The sequence below is a fragment of the uncultured Bacillus sp. genome (genome assembly GCF_958411575.1).
Taxonomy (GTDB): Bacteria; Bacillota; Bacilli; order Bacillales; family Bacillaceae; genus Bacillus; species Bacillus spizizenii.
Window position 1 is genome coordinate 124,310 of the sequence record NZ_CATYRA010000003.1, and the last position, 23,763, is coordinate 148,072.

At 45.3% G+C, this 23,763-nt stretch carries 28 protein-coding genes; 6 read left to right on the plus strand and 22 right to left on the minus strand.

Annotated features, from left to right (window positions below; genetic code table 11):
* Window positions 1-177: 177 nt before the first annotated feature.
* The 3 genes from Q5C82_RS06405 to fabH form a co-directional block, all read right to left on the minus strand.
* A complete protein-coding gene (locus tag Q5C82_RS06405; protein WP_003224566.1) occupies window positions 178-963 on the minus strand; it encodes a DUF2268 domain-containing protein in 786 nt (261 codons plus the stop codon).
* A 75-nt stretch (window positions 964-1,038) separates the two neighbouring features.
* Window positions 1,039-2,280: a beta-ketoacyl-ACP synthase II gene (fabF, locus tag Q5C82_RS06410; protein WP_003224564.1), complete on the minus strand. Its 1,242-nt coding sequence runs from the start codon at window positions 2,278-2,280 to the stop codon at window positions 1,039-1,041.
* A gap of 24 nt (window positions 2,281-2,304) precedes the next feature.
* The gene (gene fabH / locus Q5C82_RS06415) at window positions 2,305-3,243 is read right to left on the minus strand and encodes a beta-ketoacyl-ACP synthase III (protein ID WP_003224562.1); all 939 of its coding nucleotides are present in this window, start codon (window positions 3,241-3,243) and stop codon (window positions 2,305-2,307) included.
* A 165-nt stretch (window positions 3,244-3,408) separates the two neighbouring features.
* Here fabH and Q5C82_RS06420 point away from each other — a divergent pair, with 165 nt between their 5' ends.
* Entirely contained in the window at window positions 3,409-3,636 is a 228-nt protein-coding gene (locus Q5C82_RS06420) for a hypothetical protein (RefSeq protein WP_072183380.1), read from the plus strand.
* 29 nt (window positions 3,637-3,665) lie between these two features.
* Here Q5C82_RS06420 and comZ read toward each other — a convergent pair whose 3' ends face one another.
* The 4 genes from comZ to Q5C82_RS06440 all read right to left on the minus strand — a co-directional run bounded on the left by comZ (window position 3,666) and on the right by Q5C82_RS06440 (window position 6,291).
* On the minus strand, window positions 3,666-3,857 hold the full coding sequence (gene comZ / locus Q5C82_RS06425) for a ComG operon transcriptional repressor ComZ (protein ID WP_003224559.1): 192 nt from the start codon (window positions 3,855-3,857) through the stop codon (window positions 3,666-3,668).
* 14 nt (window positions 3,858-3,871) lie between these two features.
* Complete coding sequence (med, locus tag Q5C82_RS06430) at window positions 3,872-4,825, minus strand: transcriptional regulator Med (RefSeq protein WP_003224557.1); 954 nt, start codon at window positions 4,823-4,825, stop codon at window positions 3,872-3,874.
* Between the two features lie 90 nt (window positions 4,826-4,915).
* On the minus strand, window positions 4,916-5,473 hold the full coding sequence (locus tag Q5C82_RS06435; RefSeq protein ID WP_003224555.1) for a hypothetical protein: 558 nt from the start codon (window positions 5,471-5,473) through the stop codon (window positions 4,916-4,918).
* An 83-nt stretch (window positions 5,474-5,556) separates the two neighbouring features.
* A complete protein-coding gene (locus tag Q5C82_RS06440; protein WP_003224553.1) occupies window positions 5,557-6,291 on the minus strand; it encodes a hypothetical protein in 735 nt (244 codons plus the stop codon).
* A 250-nt stretch (window positions 6,292-6,541) separates the two neighbouring features.
* Between Q5C82_RS06440 and Q5C82_RS06445 the strand changes: the two genes are divergently transcribed.
* Window positions 6,542-6,727, plus strand: coding sequence for a YjzD family protein (locus tag Q5C82_RS06445; RefSeq protein WP_003224551.1), 186 nt, complete (start codon window positions 6,542-6,544; stop codon window positions 6,725-6,727).
* A 45-nt stretch (window positions 6,728-6,772) separates the two neighbouring features.
* Here Q5C82_RS06445 and Q5C82_RS06450 read toward each other — a convergent pair whose 3' ends face one another.
* The 13 genes from Q5C82_RS06450 to Q5C82_RS06510 all read right to left on the minus strand — a co-directional run bounded on the left by Q5C82_RS06450 (window position 6,773) and on the right by Q5C82_RS06510 (window position 20,038).
* The gene (locus Q5C82_RS06450; protein ID WP_003224549.1) at window positions 6,773-6,952 is read right to left on the minus strand and encodes a YjzC family protein; all 180 of its coding nucleotides are present in this window, start codon (window positions 6,950-6,952) and stop codon (window positions 6,773-6,775) included.
* 100 nt (window positions 6,953-7,052) lie between these two features.
* A complete protein-coding gene (gene argF, locus Q5C82_RS06455; protein WP_003224547.1) occupies window positions 7,053-7,997 on the minus strand; it encodes an ornithine carbamoyltransferase in 945 nt (314 codons plus the stop codon).
* Window positions 7,985-11,077, minus strand: coding sequence for a carbamoyl phosphate synthase large subunit (locus Q5C82_RS06460; protein ID WP_003224546.1), 3,093 nt, complete (start codon window positions 11,075-11,077; stop codon window positions 7,985-7,987). The genes argF and Q5C82_RS06460 overlap by 13 nt, the downstream gene beginning before the upstream one ends.
* The gene (locus Q5C82_RS06465; RefSeq protein ID WP_003224544.1) at window positions 11,070-12,131 is read right to left on the minus strand and encodes a carbamoyl phosphate synthase small subunit; all 1,062 of its coding nucleotides are present in this window, start codon (window positions 12,129-12,131) and stop codon (window positions 11,070-11,072) included. The genes Q5C82_RS06460 and Q5C82_RS06465 overlap by 8 nt, the downstream gene beginning before the upstream one ends.
* A 70-nt stretch (window positions 12,132-12,201) precedes the next feature.
* Window positions 12,202-13,359: an acetylornithine transaminase gene (locus tag Q5C82_RS06470; RefSeq protein WP_003224542.1), complete on the minus strand. Its 1,158-nt coding sequence runs from the start codon at window positions 13,357-13,359 to the stop codon at window positions 12,202-12,204.
* Window positions 13,356-14,132, minus strand: coding sequence for an acetylglutamate kinase (gene argB / locus Q5C82_RS06475; RefSeq protein WP_003224540.1), 777 nt, complete (start codon window positions 14,130-14,132; stop codon window positions 13,356-13,358). The genes Q5C82_RS06470 and argB overlap by 4 nt, the downstream gene beginning before the upstream one ends.
* 14 nt (window positions 14,133-14,146) lie before the next feature.
* Window positions 14,147-15,367, minus strand: a complete 1,221-nt coding sequence (argJ, locus tag Q5C82_RS06480) for a bifunctional ornithine acetyltransferase/N-acetylglutamate synthase (protein WP_003224536.1) — start codon at window positions 15,365-15,367, stop codon at window positions 14,147-14,149.
* A 19-nt stretch (window positions 15,368-15,386) separates the two neighbouring features.
* The gene (argC, locus tag Q5C82_RS06485) at window positions 15,387-16,424 is read right to left on the minus strand and encodes an N-acetyl-gamma-glutamyl-phosphate reductase (protein WP_003224534.1); all 1,038 of its coding nucleotides are present in this window, start codon (window positions 16,422-16,424) and stop codon (window positions 15,387-15,389) included.
* A 204-nt stretch (window positions 16,425-16,628) separates the two neighbouring features.
* Window positions 16,629-17,168, minus strand: coding sequence for an MFS transporter (locus tag Q5C82_RS06490; RefSeq protein WP_003224530.1), 540 nt, complete (start codon window positions 17,166-17,168; stop codon window positions 16,629-16,631).
* A complete protein-coding gene (locus Q5C82_RS06495) occupies window positions 17,168-18,598 on the minus strand; it encodes an FAD-binding oxidoreductase (protein ID WP_003224528.1) in 1,431 nt (476 codons plus the stop codon). The genes Q5C82_RS06490 and Q5C82_RS06495 overlap by 1 nt, the downstream gene beginning before the upstream one ends.
* Before the next feature lie 61 nt (window positions 18,599-18,659).
* Complete coding sequence (locus tag Q5C82_RS06500; protein ID WP_003224527.1) at window positions 18,660-18,830, minus strand: YqaE/Pmp3 family membrane protein; 171 nt, start codon at window positions 18,828-18,830, stop codon at window positions 18,660-18,662.
* A gap of 68 nt (window positions 18,831-18,898) precedes the next feature.
* The gene (locus Q5C82_RS06505) at window positions 18,899-19,207 is read right to left on the minus strand and encodes a metal-sulfur cluster assembly factor (RefSeq protein WP_003224525.1); all 309 of its coding nucleotides are present in this window, start codon (window positions 19,205-19,207) and stop codon (window positions 18,899-18,901) included.
* Between the two features lie 63 nt (window positions 19,208-19,270).
* Entirely contained in the window at window positions 19,271-20,038 is a 768-nt protein-coding gene (locus tag Q5C82_RS06510; protein WP_003224523.1) for a prolyl oligopeptidase family serine peptidase, read from the minus strand.
* A 120-nt stretch (window positions 20,039-20,158) separates the two neighbouring features.
* Between Q5C82_RS06510 and yitU the strand changes: the two genes are divergently transcribed.
* The 3 genes from yitU (at window position 20,159) to Q5C82_RS06525 (ending at window position 21,425) form a co-directional block, all read left to right on the plus strand.
* On the plus strand, window positions 20,159-20,971 hold the full coding sequence (gene yitU / locus Q5C82_RS06515; RefSeq protein WP_003224522.1) for a 5-amino-6-(5-phospho-D-ribitylamino)uracil phosphatase YitU: 813 nt from the start codon (window positions 20,159-20,161) through the stop codon (window positions 20,969-20,971).
* 103 nt (window positions 20,972-21,074) lie between these two features.
* A complete protein-coding gene (locus Q5C82_RS06520) occupies window positions 21,075-21,227 on the plus strand; it encodes a hypothetical protein (protein ID WP_003224519.1) in 153 nt (50 codons plus the stop codon).
* Window positions 21,228-21,425 (plus strand): DUF3813 domain-containing protein, encoded by a 198-nt coding sequence (locus tag Q5C82_RS06525; RefSeq protein WP_003224518.1) that lies wholly within the window; start codon window positions 21,228-21,230, stop codon window positions 21,423-21,425.
* 30 nt (window positions 21,426-21,455) lie between these two features.
* Here the strand turns inward: Q5C82_RS06525 and Q5C82_RS06530 are convergent, their stop codons facing one another.
* Window positions 21,456-21,911 carry a BsuPI-related putative proteinase inhibitor gene (locus Q5C82_RS06530; protein ID WP_003224516.1) on the minus strand — a complete coding sequence of 152 codons (456 nt, stop codon included), beginning with the start codon at window positions 21,909-21,911 and terminating at the stop codon, window positions 21,456-21,458.
* Between the two features lie 18 nt (window positions 21,912-21,929).
* Window positions 21,930-22,772, minus strand: a complete 843-nt coding sequence (locus tag Q5C82_RS06535; protein WP_003224514.1) for a YitT family protein — start codon at window positions 22,770-22,772, stop codon at window positions 21,930-21,932.
* A gap of 136 nt (window positions 22,773-22,908) precedes the next feature.
* Between Q5C82_RS06535 and Q5C82_RS06540 the strand changes: the two genes are divergently transcribed.
* Entirely contained in the window at window positions 22,909-23,760 is an 852-nt protein-coding gene (locus Q5C82_RS06540) for a DegV family protein (RefSeq protein ID WP_003224512.1), read from the plus strand.
* Window positions 23,761-23,763 lie beyond the last annotated feature (3 nt).

Below are 23,763 nucleotides of genomic sequence, written 5' to 3' on the forward strand. Positions count from 1 at the left end.
TCCCCCTCTTGTTGTCAAACATTTTCAAGAGAAAGCAATCCCTTTATTCAGAAATAATAAATAATATTGAATTATCGAAAAATTTTATAGTTGTATATTATTACAACCATTTTGCAAAATCAAGAATTTTTTAGGATAAATGTAATATTATTAATGAAATTCCATTATTTTATTCTTTTAAAGCGTTGCATTCAAAAAGGTTTCAGCAGGAATGGACAGCCCGTCTGCCGTGTTTGCTTTGTTGGCCGTTAAATACTTTTTCACAATATTGAATCCGACTGCGTATCCAAGCATTTTGGGCTGATATCCTGTACCGAATAACAGCTGTGAGAATAATCGATTGTCCCGTTTGATATCCTGGTGGGGCGCAATCTTTTTGTCGTATAAAGCTTGCAGCTGCTCCGGGGTATACCAAGACGTCCATTCAGCCGTTTGACTTCGGCCGAACCTCTCATAAACAGCATATTCTGCCAGCCCTTCCATGATGATTGTATCAAGTAATGTGACATCCTTTTCCTCTTTTGTCAGATGGTCTAACCGGCAAACGTGGTGATATTCATGTGTCATCAGAGCAGATACCGAAGCGAAATCTAAATGTGACGAGAGAAAGAGGAACATTTTGTCTTGAAAGGCAAGTCCTGATTTCGATCCGAATTCTAAACGAATTCTCTTGTTTCGTTCATCAACCGGCAGCGTGACAATTGGTACATCAGGACCTTGCCATTTGTTTTTGAGATACTGTTCTTCCTTTTGAATATGCTCGTAAAAACCTTTTTCTTTCAGCTTGGAAGCAGTCTGAATGCCCTCTTTTATGTTTTTAAACATCCCGTAATGCTGAAGGTGCCCCAGAATGCCTTTCCAGTTCTTTTTCTCCACCCCTGAAAAAAGCGGGACAATGTAAAGGGCCAAATCATCTATTGAAGCAGCCTTCCCGAGCCAGCTATATGTTTGTTCTACACTCATGTGATCGCCTCCTCTTTTTATCCTATGCGCACAAAAAAAACCGGCTACCCTTTAGGGGCAGCCGGTTTGGCGTGATCATGCTTGGTATTTCTTAAAGATTAATGTTGCATTGTGTCCGCCGAATCCCAATGAGTTGCTGAGAACATAATTGAGATCCTGTCTGCGGGCTTCATCTGGCACATAATCTAAATCGCATTCTTCATCAGGTGTTTGAATATTAATTGTCGGCGGGATCACACCTTCTTTGATGGCAAGCACAGAGAAAATCGCTTCAATACCGCCAGCTGCTCCTAAGAGATGGCCTGTCATCGATTTTGTAGAGCTTACCGCAAGTTTATGCGCATGCTCGCCGAAAACGGTTTTAATCGCCATTGTCTCATATTTGTCGTTGTAATACGTGCTTGTCCCGTGAGCATTGATATAATCAATTTCTTCAGGCGCAATACCCGCATCTTTAATGGCTTCTTGCATCGCTCTCGCTCCACCTTCACCGTCTTGTGCCGGCGCTGTGATATGATAAGCGTCTCCTGTTGAGCCGTAGCCGACAATTTCTCCATAAATCTTAGCGCCGCGGGCCAGGGCATGCTCAAGCTCTTCAAGAACGATAATCCCTGCCCCTTCACCCATAACAAAGCCATCACGGTTTTTATCGAACGGGCGGCTTGCTGTTTTCGGATCTGGATTAGTAGACAGCGCTTTGTTGGCACTGAAGCCCGCGAATGACATTCTTGTCAGCGGCGCTTCTGTTCCACCTGTAACCATAACGTCTGCATCGCCGCGCTGAATGACTTTAAACGCGTCACCGATAGAGTTCGTTCCTGTAGCACATGCTGTAACCGTACAAGAGTTAACCCCTTTTGCTCCTAATGCAATAGAAATCTGGCCTGTCGCCATATCAGGAATCATCATTGGCACGAAAAACGGGCTAACCCGTCTTGGTCCTTTTGTTAAGAAGATTTCAAATTGAGACTCTAGTGTTTCAAGTCCTCCAATACCGGAGCCTACCCAAACACCGACTCTTGGCGCAATCGCATCGGTAATGTGAAGATCAGCGTCTTCAACCGCCATTTTTGCAGCTACAACCGCATATTGTGTAAAACGGTCCATTTTTCTGGCTTCTTTTTTATCCATATAATCTTCAACATTGAAGTCTTTCAATTCAGCGGCTACTTTTGCCGGATATTCTTCAGCATCAACACGAGTGATCGGACCGATTCCGGACACACCGTTGATTGCGTTATTCCAACTTGTATCGACATCGTTGCCAAGCGGAGACAATGCTCCGAGCCCTGTAACAACTACTCTTTTTTTACTCATCTTGTGTGCACCTCTCACCTTTTTTTATCGGCCCCAGCGTATTGCAATGGCGCCCCAAGTTAATCCTCCGCCGAATCCTACCATGACGACCACATCGCCATCTTTGATTTTACCGGCTTCCAATTCTTCTACGAGAGAAATCGGAATGGATGCGGCAGAAGTATTTCCATATTTATGAACGGTTTTAGACATCTTTTCGACAGGAAGCTCCAAACGCTCACGTGCAGCTTCCATAATGCGTATGTTCGCCTGATGCGGAATTAAAAAGTCGACGTCTTCTTTTGAAAGTCCGGCTTTTTCAATGACATTAACACATGATTCTCCCATTTGGCGGACTGCAAATTTAAAAACTTCTCGTCCATTCATGATTGTATGTCGTTTTTCATTGAGATACAAGTGCTGACCGCCTGTGCCATCTGCTCCTAGTTCAAATGAAAGGATCCCTCTGTCATCACTGACTGGCCCGACTACCGCAGCGCCGGCTCCGTCACCAAACAGAACGGCTGTGTTGCGGTCTTCCCAGTCTGTAATGCTTGAGAGCTTTTCTACACCGACAACAAGAACATGTTTGTACGTTCCGGATTCAATAAATTGTTTACCTGTGACAACCCCGTACATAAAGCCCGCACAAGCCGCGCTGATATCCATAGCGCACGCTTTCTTCGCGCCGAGCTGTTCTTGAATCATACAAGAGACCGTAGGAAATGACTGATCAGGTGTAACAGTTGCAACCAATATCATATCCAGGTCCTCAGCAGCCACTTCAGCTTGTTCAAGCGCTTGTTTTGCAGCTGCAACAGCCATATGTGATGAAAAGACGTCGTCTGCGGCGATTCTTCTTTCTTCTATTCCTGTTCTAGTACGAATCCACTCGTCAGAAGTTTCAACCATTTTTTCGAGATCATGATTTGTTAAAACCTTCTCAGGGATATAACGTCCCATTCCAAGTATTCCAGCTTTCATAAGGGAAGACTCCTTTATATAGTAAATTTAGAAGATCAATCAGGTTGTGATCAATTATTAGTATCAGGTACTAATTCTATCCTATTTTTTTTCACATGGCAATATATTCGTCTAAACTATCAGTTCATCTTACTCATACAGTATGGTATATGGAAAAGGAGGCGTATACAGGTGGATATATTTTCAAAGATGATGTTCGGCGATAACGCAAAACAAAACCCAGAGAAGGAAGAAGTGGAGGAGGAGGTTTCCCGTACAAACGAAGAAGAGACGATTGATTACATGTATATTATGAACCAAATCGGTTCGATTATGAACTCTCTCGATCAAATCAAGCCCGCTCTCAAGGAGCTCGCCCCTATGGTTTCCGCTATTAAAAAGAAAATCAAGTGAAAAGCCACTTTCGAAAAAGTGGCTTCTTTTTATTCGGTTTCAGATTTTGCGTCAGACTTGCCAAGCTCATAAGCTTCCGCCATTACCGTTGTAAATAAATTCATAAACGGCTGTATGGCCTCCATCGACAGCTCAATGCCTGATTTTTCAAGCTGTTCTTTCGCTTCAGGCAGATATTTCATGGCAATTTGCAAGAACTCAAGTGATTTTTCGTGCTGCATGTGATGTCACTCCATTACTCGTTTTTTGGCAGTTCGCCTGTTTTGTTGTACGTTTTGATCAGCTTGGCGATTCTTTGCTGAAAGTCTTTATCGACAAGCGGGCTGAATGTTCCCATTTCAACAACCCCCGTTTTCAGGTCGTAGTAATGATCGCCGCCTTCAAGGGTGCCTTTGTTGAATTGCTCAGCGATGATTTCATAAGCCTTGTCCACATTTTGCACCGTGCTGGTTAATACGGTATTCTCGCCCAGGTCCGATTGATCTGTGACGTAACCGATGGCATAAAGGCCGTCTTTTTTGATTTGCTGAATGACAGGAACATTATACCCGTCTCCGGCAGGATACACAACATCCGCGCCTTCGTTCTTCATTTTCTGATAAAGCTTTACTGCTGTCGTATCATCATCCCAATGATCCGTATATTTTGTGTTGACTTCTATATCCGGATTTTCATATTTGGCCCCTTTGATAAAACCGTCTACCTCCGGCTGCCACGTAAAGGAAGCAATCACGCCGACCTGATTCGTTTTCGACAGATGGGCAGCTGTCATTCCTCCAAAAAAACCCATTGCTTCGCCGCTGAAATGGACACTCGTCACATTATCAGCTTTTGCTTTAGCATTAGAAATGACGAATTCCATATCTGGATAATCTTCGCTGACCAAGTTAAACACCTCTGCATATTCACTCCCATGGCCATAGAGAAGATTAACACCCCGCTTATGAAAATCCTCAATTGCATTTATAATATCTTCATCTGTTTTAACGCCTTCTTTATAGTAGACATCCACATTGTATTTTGATTGTATATTCAGTAATCCTTTATACCCTTTTGTGCCCCATACGAGGTCATTAATCGTATCAGGAAAGAGCATGCCGACCTTCTCAATTTTTCCTTTAAACGGAGTTTGTCCACAACCGCTTAATAAAAGGAGGACAGAAAAGATCATGACAAGCCTTGTGATCAAGTCATGTTCAACTCCTTTTGACAAGCTATAACATGTATCATTTTTATACGTTTATTGTATCTAGAAAACTCGAAACATGGAAGGTATTTCTTAATATTTGTCGAAAATTGATGAAAATTGTCTTTTCCACTCGGAAATTTTTGCTTTTGCTTCTTCTTTTGAGGTTTTTTCTGTGACTTGCAAATCAAAAAACTGATCTTTGCTGTCGCAGCTTGATTCAAGCAGGAATCTCAGCAGCTCGTCAGCCACATCGTCTGTGTAATAGCCGTCTACCTCAATTTCTTCTTTCCAGGGCCCATACATTTTCGGCAGAATCACCGTTTTTTCTGCCCCCTTCTTTTCACGCTTCTCCCATTCTTTTCGGTCTTGTTCATATATTAATATATAGGGGGAATCAAATTGGTCTAAAGGCAAAAAGCCGCCGAACTGGATACAAATTGTATCATATTTTTGATCTCCAATGTGTTCAAGCTGGCGAAAGAGTCCATTTCTCCCAAGCCACATGAGTCTTTCTTCTAAGTACATTTGTCTCATTTCATCTTCTGTTTCCGCCAGAATGACGTCAACATGTATGCCTTCATTCATCATTCGCTCGCATAATGAAAGGCCGAAAAATTCGTCCGCACCTACAATCAGCGTTGATTCCATTGCATCTGCCGCCCTTCCGGTTTTTCTTTTCCCAAAGCAAAAAACAGCCTCCGCAAAAGGGAAGGCTGTTGTTATTGTATTCTTTATAACTCTTTTTCATGACTGTGAAAGAATTTGCAGATTGATGCATAAATTCTGCTTGGATGCTCAAATAAGTGAAATGTCATGTCGACCGGTGAACCTTGCTTTTGCTGTTTTCCCTTGAATACTTCGGCATGTACGCTGTACGGATAGGGAGCTCCGGTCATACGCTGCCATATATGAACCGGCACGCCGCTCAGATAGCTTTCAATTGTTTTGTAACGAAGCACTTCCGCTTCTTTTTCAGAAACTCCGTAGCTTTCTGACACTTCTTTTAAAAATTGCTTATAGAAAAATTTATTTTCTTTCTCTGATTCATAATGTGCCTGAAGATCGAGACAAGGATTCAACATTGCGGCTGAGCGGATATGATCCGGGGAAAAACGAAGCAGTTCATCGGCCACGAGAGCACCCATGCCTTCTGCTAAAATATGAATCTTCGGATTGAGGATTTCCTGCTTTAGCACGGAATGTATCAGCTGTTTGGCATAGGCGACCGCTTTTTCCGCACCCCAATGCCTTCCGAACAGATTGCTGTTAAAAAGAGTATATCCTTCATTCCTCAGCATGTTCAGAAGCTGATTTCTGCCGTAATGTTGAAGCCAAAAGCTTGAATGATTCCCGACAAAGTGGGTTCTGTCCCCCAAGATAAAGATGCCGAAGCCGTTCGGGCGATAGGGCAGATGAATGACATTATGCTCCGTTCCCAATTGAAAGTACCTTTCCGTTATTCCCATCGCTTGCCCGCCTCCTTTCACACTTCATCTCACGCTATCTTATGTAAAAAGAAAAGAAACGAATAAGGTAAAGTCCTAGCCTTTTACAGTTTTGGCTAATATACTGATTGATGTTTTTTATATTTTACCATTAAAGTGTGACGAATTAGACTCTTTTGTCACCTCACTTTCTGCTAAAATTGGATTCCCCCTTCGCTTTTTGTATGGTATGATAACTGTTAGAAAAGAATGAGAAGGACGAGGTGGAAACGTGCGATATATTATTGCCTTTATTTGGACGTTCCTTTTATCACATATGGCATGCTACTTGATTGCCAGCATGAACAGCGCTGCGTATAACTTCAAAACATCATCTGTCATTGCTGTTGTACTGTATGTCTTAATCATGGTTTTAGCGGAAATCATGCCTATGAACAAAAATGCAAGCCAGCATTAAAAAGCCAAAAACCCAAAACATTTATTGTTTTGGGTTTTTTCTTGATCACGGCTTTCTTTTATATGTCCACAGCCGATTGTGATTTGATGTTTCGGGGAACATTTCTCCTGCTGATAGATGGATCTTTTGAGGGTTTTTAACCATGCTTCCCGTCTCGCCGATTTCTACGTAGACACCGTTATTAGGCGCTTTCTGCCCGGGCCGGAATTGATGCTGCTGTCCCACTGTTTTTCCTCCTTTTCCTTTTTGCTGTAGTATGCGCCTAAGCGGCTGTGAATATGTTGCCATCAAAAAAACTGCTGAGTCTGGCTCAGCAGTTTTTTGATTATTCCCCTTTGTATAAAATGGCCTTCAGCAATGCTTTTTGCACATGGAGACGGTTTTCCGCCTGCTGGAATACTGCAGAATTCGGCCCGTCAATAATCTCCGCAGTCACTTCTTCCTCACGGTGCGCAGGGAGGCAATGTAAAAAGGTATAGTCAGGCTTGGCATGGCTGACAAGCGCCGCATTCACCTGATAAGGTGCAAAGACAGCGAGACGCTCTTGCTCTTCCGCTTCCTGCCCCATGCTTGTAAACACATCAGAATAAATCACGTCCGCGTCTTTTACAGCTTCAACCGGGTCTGCTGTAAGCGTGATAGAAGCGCCCGATTGAAGTGCAGATGTTTTTGCCGCTTCAACTGCTTCGTCTAACACTTCGTATCCCTTTGGAGAAGCAATCGAGATTTCACAGCCCATTTTGGCGCAGCCGATCATTAATGAGTGTGCCACGTTATTACCGTCACCGATGTACGCGACTTTCACGCCTTTAAGCTTCCCTTTCATTTCCTTAATCGTCAAAAGATCCGCCAGCGCCTGGCATGGATGGTATTTATCCGTAAGTCCGTTGATGACCGGAATGTCAGCTTCTTTGGCAAGCTCCTCCACCTTTTCATGCTCATAGGTCCGAATCATGATGGCATCCACATAGCCTGACAGCACTTTTGCCGTATCAGCAATAGTCTCACCGCGTCCCAGCTGCAGATCTTTTTGGCTTAAGAAGAGGGCGCTCCCGCCCAGCTGCGCCATGCCGGCTTCAAATGAAACACGGGTCCGCGTTGATGATTTTTCAAAAATCATCGCCAAGGTTTTGCCTTGGAAAATAGGCTGGATTTTGTTTCGTTTCAGCTCACCGGCTTCTGCAAGCAAGGCGTTTATATCCTGTTCACTAAGACCCTTTAACGTTAATAAATCTTTTCCGTATAAACTGGTTTGTGTCACTGTGTGCATGATGCCACTTCCTTTTTATAGAGATCTTTGAGAGATACAGGCTGCGGATGGCCTGAACCGCTTTGTAAAAACGCCCGCACGGTTTCTTCTTCTGTAAAGACGGTGATGCCGTGCGTCATGGCTTCCAAACGTTCTTTGCGCGCTTCTTCAGAGCCGCACAGATTGATGTGGAGCGCTTTTCCTTCCTGTTCCATCCATGAGGCAAATGTCCCTTCATGAACTGTAAAACCGGCGTTTTTCGCTAACTCCTTCACATCGTCCGGCCCGTTTTGCAAATAAATGCTTCCTTTTTGATTCCAGACACGTGTATAGATTTTTTTCAAGGCGCTGTCGGCATCATATGCAACACACATGCCTTCTCCCGTTGATTTCATTTCCGGTCCAAGCTTGACATCCACATCCTGAATCGCATGAGAAGAAAAAACAGGGAACTTCACGGCAACCCCATGATGATTCTGAACTGCCGGTTTTACATCTTTTAAAGACGCCCCCGCCAGCAGGCGTGTGGCGAGCGGGATCATCGGAACGCCCATTACTTTGCTGACAACGGGAACCGTGCGGCTCGCTCTCGGGTTCACTTCAAGAACGAGAATGTTTCCATTGTCGATCACAAATTGAATGTTCATGATGCCTTTAAATGAAAGCTTTCGGGCAATTTTTTGCGCGGCATCTTTTATGCCCTGCTGTAGCCTGTTTGTGATGGACGGTCCGGGAAGGATGGCAAAGCTGTCTCCCGAATGGACACCTGCCCGTTCAATATGCTCGGTATATGTCGGGATAAAGACATCCTCACCGTCGGAAATTAAATCAATTTCGACTTCCTTTCCCGACACATACTGATCAATTAAAATCGGGTACGGCATGCTGTCCTCACCGTTCAGCAGCTGAGAAAGCTGGGCTTGCGAGTCAACAATGATCATGCCCATTCCGCCGATGACGTAAGATGGGCGGATGAGCACCGGATAGCCGATCTCATCAGCTTTTTCAGCGGCTTCTTCTTTTGAATAAGCGATTTCTCCTTTTGCGTGGTTCAATTCAAGCTCATCAAGAAGCTGATAGAATTGATCCCGATCCTCTAACACGTCGAGCGTTTCAAACGAGGTGCCGAGAAGGGTAATGCCGGCTTTTTCAAGCGCTTCAGCAGCATTGATCGCGGTTTGGCCGCCGAATTGCACGATTGCAAAATCAATATTTTCCTGCTCCGCCACGTTTAAAATGTGCTCCGTTGTCATCGGTTCAAAATACAGGCGGTCCGCAATTTCATAATCGGTGCTGACCGTTTCCGGGTTATTGTTGATCATGATGGTTTCGAACCCAAGCTCTTGCAGTGTCAGCACGCCGTGAACAGCACTGTAATCAAATTCAACGCCTTGGCCGATCCGAATCGGGCCAGATCCGATAATCAGCGCGCGTTTTTTCTCTTTGCCGCTGATGTCCCCATCGGTCTCTCCGAAATATGTGGAGTAAAAGTAGTTTGTTTTCGCATCAAACTCAGCCGCGCACGTATCTACAATTTTGAAGGAAGGCGTAATGCCCATCTCCTTGCGTAGCGCGCGCACCTCTTCTTCTGTTTTGCCAATCAGTGAGGCAATCGTTGCGTCTGAAAATCCCTTTTCCTTTGCTTTTTTCAACAATTCATAAGAGAGATCGCTGCCCGCTTCCATTATGCGGTTTTCCAGTTTGATGATGGTGTCAAAGGTATGCAGGAAAAACGGATCAATTTTTGTTTTCGCATGAATGTCATCAATCGTCACGCTGCGGCTTAATAGCTCCATGACAACGAAAAATCTGCGGTCGTCCGGAGTGACTGCCAACTCCCATAGCGCTTCAATCGACAAGCCGCTGAGCTCTGGAAGGTGCGTACCGATATTTTTCAGTTCAAGGGACGCGGCTGCCTTTTGTATCGCCGCTTCTAAATTCCGTTCAATCGCCATTACTTCACCGGTGGCTTTCATTTTTGTGCCAAGCTTGCGGTCTGCGTTTTTGAATTTATCAAACGGCCAGCGCGGAAATTTGACGATGACATAGTCCAGTGCAGGTTCAAAGCTTGCGTAAGTCGAACCTGTGAGCGGATTTTTCAGCTCATCAAGGGTATATCCGACTGCCAGTTTTGCAGCCATCTTCGCAATCGGATAACCGGTCGCTTTAGACGCGAGAGCCGATGACCGGCTTACACGCGGATTGACTTCAATGACATAATATTGCTTGCTGAATGGATCCAGCGCGAATTGAATGTTGCAGCCGCCTACGACATCAAGTGCTGAGATGATCGTCAGACTAGCCGTCCGCAGCATTTGATAGTCATCATCCGTCAATGTTTGTGACGGCGCCACAACGATGGAGTCACCTGTATGCACACCGACCGGATCGATGTTTTCCATGTTGCACACGGTGATGCATGTGTTATTGCTGTCACGCATGACTTCGTATTCGATTTCTTTAAAGCCGGCAATGCTTTTTTCCACAAGGCATTGATTGATCGGGCTTGCTAATAGCGCCTGCTTGATCATGGCGGTAAAAGCTTCTTTATTAGGAGCAATTCCTCCGCCCTTTCCGCCTAATGTGTAAGCAGGTCTGATAATAACAGGAAAACCGATGGATTCCGCAAAACGGAGGGCGTCGGTCTCGTTATCAACAATTTCACTCTCCGGCACGGGCTGGTTCAATTCGTTCATTAACGAACGGAATTTTTCTCGGTCTTCACCTTTTTGTATCGTTTCAACGGATGTGCCGAGCAGTTTGACGCCGTGCTCTTTTAAAACACCCGTTTCTTCAAGCTCCACCGCTAAATTCAACGCGGTCTGCCCGCCTAAATTGGCAAGAAGCCCATCAGGCTGTTCTTTCTTAATGATGGCTGTCAGGCTTTCTGCTGTCAGCGGCTCAAAATAAATTTCATCAGCGAAGGCTTCATCGGTCATAATTGTCGCCGGATTGTTGTTGACGAGGATCACCCGATAGCCCTCCTCCTTCAGGGCGATGCACCCTTGAGTGCCTGAATAATCAAATTCTGCCGCCTGCCCAATGATGATCGGGCCTGAGCCGATTACTAATATACTTGAAATACTGGTGTCTTTAGGCATGCGCGATTTCTCTCCTTGCTGGTATCACATTCTTTAAATAATCATCAAAAATCCATTCGCTTTCCGCTGGTCCGGGATGGGCTTCCGGGTGGAATTGAACACTCATGACAGGCAGTTTTTTATGGGAAAGCCCTTCAACTGACGTATCATTGACGTGATGAAACCTGATCGTGAGCTCTTCTTCATTAATGGAATGTTCATCAACCACATAGCTGTGATTTTGGCTTGTCATGAAGACGCGTTTCGTTTCACGGTCGATGACCGGATGATTTGCACCCCTGTGTCCGAATGGCAGCTTGAATGTATTCCCTCCGAACGCGAGCGCGATCAGCTGATGGCCGAGACAGATGCCGAGAGTCGGATAACGGCTGACGATGCTTTTGATCTTTCCTAAATACGGCTGAATCGCTTTTGGGTCTCCAGGTCCGTTCGATAACACAATGCCGTCCGGCTTTATATCGTAGACAGCTTCCATTTGCTGATACGGTACCACGGTGACCTTGCATCCTCGTTTGACAAGTGATGACGCGATGGACTTTTTATAGCCGAAATCGATGAGGGCGATATGTTTATTTCCGTCGCCGAATGTGCTGATTTCCTGTGCGGAAGCCATTTCTGCCACGTTCTCAGGCTGAAGGGCAATCTCAGCTGCTTCTTTAGAGGCTGTGACAGTCGCACCCATCGTTCCGTTTGCACGGATTTTTTTCACGACAGCCCTCGTATCAACATGGGTCAACAGCGGAATGTTCCATTTCTGTAAATACTCCTTGAGGCTGTATACCGCTTCATGATGAGAAAAATGATCACACGCCTCGTAGACAACCGCGGCTTTTACTTGCGGTTTCTTGCTTTCAAAATCCTTTTCATTAATGCCGTAGTTGCCAATCAGCGGATAGGTAAATACGATAATCTGGCCTTTATATGATGGATCTGTCAGCACTTCCTGGTAGCCTGTCACTCCTGTAAAAAAAACAGCTTCTCCCGTGCAGTTTTCATGACTGTCCAGCTCGCCGCTGAACGCTGTTCCATCTTCTAACACTAAATAACCTTCCATCTCACAGCCCACCTCTTGATGAATAATTAATTATAAAAATGAATTTTTATACTTTCGTGCCGAAAAAAAATTACTGGTTTACAGCGGAATGATGAGCGATTGCCTGTTTCAGCTTGCTGACAGCTTCTGCTATTTCATCCTTTGTCACAGTGAGGGGCGGCAGCAGCCGAATGACGTTCGGGCCGGCCGGCAATACAAGCAAGCCTAATGTCTGCAATTCAGTAATGATGTCAGCAACAGGTCCATCACACTCAATTCCAAGCATTAATCCTTGACCGCGGATTTGTTTGACAAACGGGCTCTTTAGCTCAGCCTCGAGCTGTTCCTTTAAAAATGCCCCTTTGTCAGCAGCCTCTTGCAGAAAGTCAGGCTGGAATACAATTTGCAATGTGGCATTTACAGCAGCCATCGCCAGCATATTTCCTCCGAAAGTCGTTCCGTGAGAACCAGGGGTAAACGCTTCTCCAAGCTGTTTCTTTCCGATGACAGCGCCAACTGGAAAACCGTTTCCCAATCCTTTTGCGACTGTGATAATATCCGGTGAAAGTCCGAAGTGCTCGTATGCGAAGCCCTTTCCCGTCCGTCCGATGCCGGTCTGGATTTCGTCAACGATCAGAAGAGCTTGCTTTTCCTTACAAAACGACTGTACAGCTGTTAAAAATTCAGCGCTTGCCGGATTGACTCCGCCTTCTCCCTGCACTGTCTCAAGCATCACCGCAGCAATGCCGTCTTCCTCCCCAAAAGCCTCAAAAGCGGAAGGATCGTTGTATGGCAGGTAATGAAAGCCTTCCAGCATCGGGCCAAAGCCTGTTTTGATTTTTTCCTGTCCGGTCGCAGCCATCCCTGCATACGTGCGGCCATGGAATGACTGTAGGAAAGTGATGATTTTCGTTTTCCCAGTTGCTTTTCGGGCGAGCTTTATCGCGCCTTCATTCGCTTCCGCACCGCTGTTGCAGAAAAAGACGAGATCCCCCGCACTGTGCGCCGCCAGCTTTTGTGCCGCTTGCTCCTGGAGACTGTTTTGAAACAAGTTGGATACGTGCCATACGCTGTCGAGCTGTGTTTTGACTGCTTCTGTAACCGTTTCATGGCAGTGGCCTAGGTTAGATACCGCAATCCCCTGAATAAAATCCAGGTAGGTTTTTCCGTTTTGATCCTCAACGTACGTTCCCTTTGCTTTTTTGATGTCAATATCCCAGCGTCCGTAGGTTTGAAACAAGCTGCTCATGAAACAGCCTCCTCTGCTTTAACAATTTTTGTTCCTTGAAAGGTTTGTTCTGCGAAGAATGATCCTTTACCGTTTACGATCATGACTTCAGTCACCTGATCCGTTAAAGCTGACAAGGCTGAATTGACTTTCGGAATCATCCCCCCTGTGATCACTTCCTGCTTGATCAGCATTTGAACCTCCTCAGGGGTCAGGACGTCAAGACGCTGCTTATCTTTCATGATCCCATCGACATCAGTGACAAACATCAGCTTATCAGCTTCAAGCGCTCCGGCTACTGCGGAAGCAGCCAGATCAGCATTCACATTCAGCGTCTTGCAGTCTCTCGTCATAGACAGCGGCGCAATAACAGGAATGATGCCCTTTTCCATCAGCGCGTTTACCATGGATGCATCAACCTTTTTGATTTCTCCGACTTCCCCGTATGTTTCCGGATCGAGATAATCCGCCTCCAAAAGACCGCCGTCCTTACCAGAGATGCCAGCAGCACGCAGTCCGTGTTTGGCAAGCTCAGCAACGAAAAATTTATTCACAGAACCTGATAAAACCATCTCCGCCACTTCTAACACTGGCTTCGTTGTTTTACGCTGTCCTCCCGAAAACTCTGTTTTGATATTTAACCGTTTCAGCATATTTGTGATTTCCGGGCCGCCGCCGTGTACGATCGCCAGTTTCCATCCTGACGCCATCAATTCTTTCAGATTATCAAAAAATTCCTCAGACAGCTCCCGGATGACACTTCCCCCGCATTTAAAAACGATTGTTTTCTTCATTGTGCTCCCCTTTATTACGTGCGATAGCTCGCGTTAATTTTGATATAGTCATAGGTCAGGTCACAGCCCCACGCTCTTCCGTTCCCCTCACCTTCATCCATCTTGATGACAATGGTGATTTCATCTCCTTCAAGGTATTCCTTGGCAAGAGATTCAGAGAATGGCTGAGGTTCGTTATGTTTAAACAGGCATTGGCCCCCGAGATATACCTCAACTTCTTCTGCCGTCACCTGAGCTGCGCTGTGCCCGATGGCTCCGATGATGCGCCCCCAATTGGCATCAGTTCCGTAGACTGCCGTTTTTACGAGATTGGACCCGACAATTTTTTTGGCAATCACGTTTGCATCAAGATTGTTTTTCGCACCCTGCACTTGGGCTTCGATTAGTTTTGTCGCGCCTTCTCCGTCTCTGGCAATCTCTTTAGCCAAATCCTCGCAAGTAAGCAAGAGCGCTTTTTTAAAGACCGGCCATTCTGGATGATCTTCCGTCAGGCACTCGTTTTCCGCGCAACCGTTTGCCATGACCAAGACCATATCGTTCGTGGATGTTTCACCGTCAACTGTGATTTGGTTAAATGAAACGTCAGTGATCTCACGCAGCGCCTTTTGCAGCGCTTTTTCTTCGATTGCTGCATCTGTTGTGACAAAACCCAGCATCGTGGCCATGTTCGGGTGAATCATTCCCGAGCCTTTAGCCGCTCCGCCGATCGTGACTGTTTTGCCGCCGATTGTCAGCTCATAGCACGTCTGCTTGATCACTGTATCGGTTGTTAATATCGCTTCCTCAAAATCTCCTGAACCCGCAGGTGTTTGTTTCAATAGCTCGATGCCTGCCTGAATTTTTTCCATGTCTAAATGTTCGCCGATGACGCCTGTAGATGAAACGGCGACAAGCTCCGGCTCAATGTCAAGCTGTGAAGCAAGGCTCTCCCGCATTGTGTATGCGTCCTTTATGCCCTGTTCTCCCGTACAGGCATTGGCAATCGCGCTGTTGACGATAACGGCCTTTAATGCTGCCCCCTGTTTTAAGCTGTCTTGTGTCACTTTGATTGGAGCGGCCTGAAAGTGGCTTTGGGTATAAACCGCTGCACTGACGGCCGGTGTCTCACTGATAATGACGCCGAGATCTTTTTTCGAGTAGCGCAGCCCGCAATGCACGCCCTTTGCCTGAAACCCTTTTGGCGAGGATACATCACCTGTTACTTTTACAATTTGATCTTCACTTAACTGAATCATGATTCGATTCTCTCCCGTTCTATGGATATATTGGCGTCATGGTGAGTCCAGTCTCTTCATTCCAGCCATTCATCAAATTAAAGTTTTGCACAGCCTGACCGGCGGCACCCTTCATTAAATTATCGATTACCGAAACGATTGTGACTCTGTTCGTTCTCTCGTCGAGGGTAACGGCGATATCACAGAAATTGCTGCCGTACACTTCCTTCGTTTGCGGATATTGCCCTTTTGGCCTTACTCTCAAAAAATATGAATTTTGGTAAAATTCCGAATATAAATCATGCAGGTCATCTGCCGATAGATCAGAGGTTAATTGTGTGTACATTGTTGCCATGATCCCTCTTGTCATCGGAACCAAGTGAGCCGAAAATGAAATAGGCCCGAGGCCCGGCTGCCATTCTTGCAGCGCCTGTTCAATTTCCGGCGTATGCTGATGTTCATTGACTTTATAAATTTTAAAATTGTCGTTCAGCTCAGAAAAATGAGTTCCCATGGATGCTTTTCTTCCCGCTCCGGAAACACCGGTCTTCGCGTCAACGATAACGAAAGATTCATTGAGCAGTTTCTTTTGAGCCAGTGGTGCGAGGCCAAGTAAAACAGCAGTTGGAAAACAACCCGGATTGGCAATGAGTTTCGCCTGTTGAATTTGCTTTTGATTCAGTTCTGCCAGACCGTATACAGCCTCATGAATCACTTCCTTTGGTGCCGCTGTCCGTTTATACCACTTTTCATATTCAGCCGGCTCTTGTATCCTCAGATCACCTGACAGATCAATAACCGGAATCCCTGCATCTGCCAGCTGCGGAGTCAATTCACTTGATACCCCGGGCGGCGCAGCAAGAAACATGATATCTATTTCGTGTTTGATCGTATTCATATCAATCGGCTTCAGCTTTTGATCCGCTAAGCCGGCAAGATGAGGATAAACCTCGCTATAGACATTCCCTTCCCCGCTGGATGAATAAAGTATACATTCCTCTGCATGAGGGTGATGTGAGAGAACCCTGACAAGTTCGGTGCCTCCATATCCTGTAGCGCCTACAATTCCTATTTTCAAAACAAGTTCACCTTCTTGGTCTTTGTGAAATTATTTAACATTATAACATGAATAAAAATTAATTCAATCGTATATTTAATATTTTTATTCATTTTTAAATTTTCTGTTCAATAAAAAATCAGTTCAATAAAAACGGCACTGATTCAACAGAAGACGTTGATACGCCGCCTTTTTTCAGCTGAATAAAAAAACAGGCCGACCGCATCAGCCTGTTTTCATCATCATCAATCCGCTCAAAAAATATAGAATAGAGCTTGCATAAAAAATCATTTCTACTGTAAAAAAGTCAGCGAGAAAGCCGCCGAGCATAATGGCTGCTGCTGAAAAAACAGCTGTCCAAAAATGGTAATTCCCAATCTTCTTTCCGCGCTCTCCGCTGTCTGTGAAATCGGCGACCAGCACTTTTTCTCCGTGCTTTTGCATCGCACCAAAGAGCCCTAACAGCACTTGGACGATGTACACTTGAACGACGCTTCCAATATGCGGGACATATAAAAGCAGCACGGCCATGCCCCAAGAGTTTGCAAGCAGAAAATAACGGCTGTCAAACCTTTCAGACAGCCGTCCGAGCAGCGGATAAATGAGCGCTCCGCTCAGCCCGAACAATCCGTAGGAAAAACCGAACTGCGTGTAGCTTGAGCCGATATTTTTCACAAACAGAATATAAAACGGAAAGATTAAGCTGCTTGCAAAAAACACGCTGCTTTGTGATAATGTCAGCCATTTTAATTTGTTTTTTCCCATTATTTATACCTCTGATAAAAGTAATTCATAAAGCGCTCATCCGGGTCATACGTTCGTTTTTTCTGAAAAAACGCCTCGCTTTTCGGGTATGCCTGTCTCATTTGCGCTTTTGTCTGGTAAGTCATATACGGCAAATAATAGCTCCCGCCGTGTTTGATGGCAACGTCAGTCATACGCCTGATGATCCGGGCAGTATCTGCCTGGTCTTCTTTTGAAAAGCCCTCATTTATTAAAAGCACAAGCGAAAACATATCATCCTTCGCATAGGAAAGATCGGCTTTTTCATTTTTCTGCACGTAACGGATCGTAATGTTCAACAGGTTTAAATCCTCATCCGACAGTGTTTGTCTCAGGTCGTCAATGTAGGACGAATACTCCTTCACCGGCACAAAGTATTCTTGCAGAACATCTGTGTTGTCATTGTTTTCATATTCGAGAAATTTTGATTCGGACCGCATAACGTTATTACGTGAGATCTTTGTGCCGTTTTGGTTCAGAAAATAGGATTGCTGCGTGTTCCAAAGCCAATTTCTTCCCCATTCATATCGTCTTGACAAGCCGAGTGCAAACTTTGTGACCCCCGTATACTCGTCTGCTTTGAGGTCGCTGTATGATGGCAGCTGATCCTGATGATTGGCCAATTCATAATTCGTAACATACATGTCTTTCAGAAATCCTGTTTTCGCTGTTGAAATTCGCGCCAGATGCATTCGGACATCCGGATCTCCTTTTACGTGCTTTGTAAAATAGTCCGCGTATGCACTGTAATTCATTGTTTCTGTCTGCATGACATACAGCTCATCATCCGTCAGCTGAAGCGTTACATCAAGAATCACGCCAAAAAGACCGTACCCTCCGATGACTGCCGTAAACAAATCATCTTTTGGAGTGACGGTGACGATTGATCCGTCAGCTTTTAAAAGCCGAAATGATTTGACTGTATCAATCAGCGAGCCGTAGCGGATATCACGTCCGTGGGCATTGGCGCTGAGAGATCCTCCAATTGTAAAAATGTTTTGTGACTGCATGACTTTTACCGCGAGTCCGTATGGATTCACGTATTTCTGGATGTCATTCCATGTCGCGCCGCTTTGCACCCTGATGGTTTTCTTCTCTTGATCAAGCGACAGGATTTTGTTATAGCCTGTCATGTCGAGAACGATGCCGTCCTCATAATATGTATGGCCGCCCATGGAATGCTGGGCCCCGGCGATTGAGATCTTTATGTTTTTTCGATTTGCCTCTTTGACCGTGTCAATGAGCGTTTCCTCTTCCTGCCCTTTCACTGTCTGCTTAATTTTCACAGGCATTAGGCGGCTGACATCCGTCATCTCGCTTGTGTCTGTTTTTTGATCTGAATGCACAGAGTACGCAAACAGGGCCGCATACGCGCCTATACAAAGCGCGAATGCAAGCAATTTCTTTTTCATGGCGCTCTCCCTGCTGTTTTTTTATACCATTATACCATGTCTGCGCCCTCATTTTTCCAGATTATCGTCTTGCCCGTTTTTCGGCGCGGCGGTCAGCCACGATAAAGCAGGCGTGAATCGCGCCCGGCAGCCAAAAGATGCAGGTCAATATAAGATTCAGCAATGCCTGAAACGGTTTTCCCGTAAACAAAACAGCAAGCGGCGGGCATAGGACAGCAAGCAGGTACATCATTTTACCTCACTCCTTTCAGTTGTAAAAAAGGACAGCCTCACAGTAAGGCTGTCCTCTTTTGTTTTGTTTTATTGAATGCCAAGCGCGATTTTCGCGTATCTGGACATTTTGTCTCTTGTCCAAGGCGGATTCCACACAATGTGAACCTCCGTCTCTTTTACTTCCGGAATGTCCGCTAATGCTTTTTTCACTTCATCAACGATAATCGGCGCTAACGGGCAGCCCATTGATGTCAGTGTCATCGTAACGTGCGTTAAGCCATCTTCATCCATATCAACATCATATACCAAACCAAGGTTCACGATATCAACGCCAAGCTCAGGGTCAACAACCTGTTCCAGAGCGCCCATGATGTTTTCTTTTAATGCTTCTTCCACGTTCCCTCACTCCTTTTTTCTACAGTATAACGTAAATCCAGCCCTTCTTCATACCATTGTGCTTTATAAGTACGTATCAAACCATTCAATCGTTTTTAACACAGCTGTCCGCGGGACTTTATGGTCAGCGTGTTCATCTCCGATAAATTGGAGGCGTTCCGGCTGCTCGCTGTAATGGGATTTGATCGTCTCATAAAATTTCCGAGTCGGCGCGTAAGGCACGACTTTATCTTTTGCGCCGTGCCAAAATAATAGCGGGCGCTGGCGCAGTTTTTCCGGCTGTAGGCTGAGATCCCGCATTTCGAGACGCTTTATCAGCTCCTCTACCTTTTCTTCCGGCACGTCGATATCAATTCCCTGAGATTGAATATGGTCAATCTGCTGCTGAAACAGTTCCACATAATTCGGGCTTCCCATCAGGCTGACGCCGGCCTTTATCCAATCATAAGCAGTCAATGCGCCAAGCGTTGTGATACCTCCCATTGATGTGCCTGCGAGGCCGATACGACCGCTGTCTATCAGGCCCTCTTTTTCAAAATGCGTTTTGAGTACGCCGATCTCTTCAATCTCATTGAGGACGATGTCCCAAAAATGGCCTGCCAGCTCTTCAACAGCCATTTCTTCTCCCCGTTCACCATGGTGCAGAGCCTCCGGCAGAACGGCTCTAAAGCCCTTTTCCGCAAGCAGATAAGCAATATGAAGGTTGTGTTCCTTCGCGCTCGTAAAACCATGTATAAAGATGACGAGAGGAACAGCGCGGTGCCTGTTCTCTTCCTTTACAATATGTAAAAACGGAATACCGGAAACGGTTTGATTTTCAATTTGAATCACAATGTGCCCCTCCTTAGGATAACCATAATCATAAGTGTAACATGTAGACAATAAAGATGGTAAAAAGCTACACTGTAAGTAAGGCAAAACAAGCAAATTCTAAGGTCAAAGGAGCTTTTCATGGAGACAAAACCCTATTTAATCGCATTAGATTTAGATGGAACGTTATTAAAGGATGACAAAACCATATCGGAATACACCCTTCGGACGATACAGCGCCTAAAAGATGACGGGCATTATGTCTGCATCTCAACGGGCCGTCCATATCGTTCAAGTTCCATGTACTACCAGCAGATGGAGCTGACAACGCCGATTGTCAATTTTAACGGAGCGTTTGTCCATCACCCGCAGGACGACAGCTGGGGACGATATCATACCTCACTGCCGCTTGATGTTGTCAAACAACTAGTCGAGATCAGTGAGAGGTACAACGTACATAATGTGCTTGCCGAAGTCATTGATGACGTGTACTTTCATTACCATGATGAGCACTTGATTGATGCCTTTAATATGAATACAACAAATGTGACGGTCGGAGACTTGCGGAAAAATCTCAGTGAGGATGTTACATCCGTGCTCATTCACGCAAAAGAAGAAGATGTACCGGCCATACGCTCCTATTTATCGGATGTGCACGCCGAAGTGATCGATCATAGAAGATGGGCCGCGCCGTGGCATGTCATCGAAATTATTAAAAGCGGCATGAATAAAGCGGTCGGCCTGCAGAAAATCAGCGATTATTACGATGTGCCGAGGGAGCGGATCATTGCTTTCGGAGATGAGGATAACGATTTGGAAATGCTTGAATTCGCAGGCTGCGGCGTTGCGATGGGAAATGGAATTGACGAGGTCAAGCAGATTGCCAACCGGACAACGGCTACAAATGAAGAGGACGGCGTGGCAAGATTTTTAAAAGAATATTTCTCACTTTAAAGATCGCCCATATTAATTTTTCCCACTCATAAACGTTACTTCGCCCCACCATACTATTGAAGACGACTCATCTCGTCAAAGTATGGAAGGGGGCAGTCTCACAATGGGTAAACGAAGCAAATCCAGAAGGTTTATTCACCAGGGTAAAGACTCCATCGGGCTACACGCCGCAAGATTTCCATATCGGTCTACATTAGAAGAAGCTCACCAGCATGCCGCAGCACGAGACTCGGCAGAAAGGCAGTATGAATATTAAATGAGAAATGAACTGTTTCAGCAGGCAAAATCATTTGTTCAACAGGCTGTCATGGTGACAAACGGCTTTGAGGAAGGCGATCAGGAGCAAGCGATTCTGAGAGCCAAAAATGCTGTGTCTTCTGCGTATGCCAATTCGACAGATGCGGAACGTCAACAGCTTCATCAATTTCAGGATCAGCTAGACAAACTGCAATAAAAAAAGGCTATGGCGATTCGCCATAGCCTCTTATTTGACTTCAAACTCCTGAACAGCCTGAACCTGCTTGAGATTTTCCGCTCTGCCCTTAAATGTTACCTTTACCTCGTAAGTTCCGGGCTCAGGGACTTCCTTCCACACATCAGAGAAATCATATGTTTCTCCGGGTTCCAATGTCATGTTTTGAAAAGCCTGCGTAAACATTTTGTCTTTCGAATAACGGTATCTTTCTTTGTTGTCAGAATCATACACGACAAGTTCAAATTTTTGTCCTGTGCTGAATTGAAACTCGACAGCACGTTCGCTTTGGTTCTTCAGCGACATGTTAAACTTGATTTGTTCAGGCTCCTGAATTGCGTCAACAGATAAAACAACCTCTTGATTCTCCATTCCGCCTGATACCTCCTTATCGGGTTCTGTCTGCTCATCTTTCCCGCAGCCTATCAAAAGCAGCACGGGAAGGAGCATCACAAGCAGCCGTTTCACGACTTCCACCTGCTTTCGTCAGTCTTTTCTAAAGAAACCAAAAATCCCTGTCGTTTGAACAATGTTCGTAAATGCTTTCGGATCAACTTCTTTGACGATCTTCTCTAAATCGTACAATTCGTACCTAGTGATGACGATAATCATCATTTCTTTCTGTTCGTTCGTAAAGGCTCCTTTAGCCGGAACAGTTGTGATGCCGCGCACCATTTTTCCATAAATGGCTTCTTTGATTTCGTCCGCTTTTTTCGTCACGATCATTGCCGTGAGCTTCATGTGGCGGGTGTGAATGGCGTCGATCACCCTCGTTGTCACATACAGTGTTACCAGGGTATATAATGCTTTCTCCCAACCTTGCAATAATCCTGCCGTCAAGATGATAATCCCGTTGAGAATAAAGAAATATGTGCCGACGGGTTTATCCTTCCACTTTGCTAGCACCATGGCGACGATATCGAGCCCGCCTGTTGAAGCGCCGTATTTTAATGTTAAGCCGATACCGACCGCGGAAATGACGCCGCCGAACACTGCGTTCAGCAAAATGTCATGTGACAGGCTTGTTTCCGGCAGGATCCCCATAAACACAGTAGTGAGTGCGACACTTAAAATACTGTACACCGTAAACGATTTGCCGACCTTCAGCCACCCTAAAATACCGACCGGAATGTTTAAGAGGAACAAGAGCGTTCCCGTCGATATGTAAAAGGGGGCATATTGAACAATGACGCTTGATAAAAGCTGGGCGACACCTGTAAATCCGCTGGCATATACATCTGCCGGAATCAAAAATAAGTTCAGCCCGGCCGCATTGAGTAAAGCGCCGATGATGACGATGAGTAATTTTTTTGTTTGATCTAGTACCATTGCATGTTCCTCCGCTCTTTCTTCTTATTATGTTTTCCCTTAAAACAAATATTTGAACACGATTTTGGCAAATTAATATGATATAGTTGGCTTAACTCTTATGATAACGAGCGATAATGGAAAGAAGGGAAGCAATATGACAGTTCATCTCATCGCTGACAGCGCCGCTGATTTGCCTCGTTCTTATTTTGAAGAAAACGGCATTGGCTTTATTCCGCTCAGAGTCTCTCTCAGCGATAAAGAATTCGAGGATGCAGTCACGATTGATGCGGATCAAATATTTGAAGCGATGCAAAATGGAGAAACGCCTAAGACGTCCCAAGCCTCACCGCAAACGATTAAAAATGTGTTTTTGCAATATGCCGAAACAGGTGATCCCGCTTTTTACATTGCCTTTTCCTCAGGCCTCTCCGGCACGTATCAGACAGCTGTGATGATGGCCAATGAAGTAAAGGAGGAATTCCCCGATTTCGATTTACGGGTCATTGATTCCAAATGTGCTTCATTAGGATACGGCCTGGCTGTCCGGCATGCTGCCGATCTCTGTATCAACGGAAATACAATACAAGAAATTGAAACGTCTGTAAAGAACTTTTGCGAACAGCTTGAGCACATTTTTACCGTTGATGACCTCACATATCTTGCAAGAGGCGGCCGCATCTCCAAAACATCCGCATTTGTCGGCGGTCTGCTGAATATTAAACCGCTTCTTCAGATGGAGGACGGCAAGCTTGTGCCTCTAGAAAAAATTCGCGGGCAGAAAAAACTTTTTAAACGGATCATCGAACTAATGAAAGAGCGCGGTGATGATTGGGGTAATCAAACCGTGGGGATCAGCTACGCTGCGAACGAAGAAAAAGCCATTGACATGAAAAATTTGATTGAAGATACGTTCAATCCGAAAGAGATTATCATGCATTCAATCGGTTCTACGATCGGCTCACATGCCGGTCCCGGCACATTAGCCGTATTCTTTTTAAGAAAATGAGCA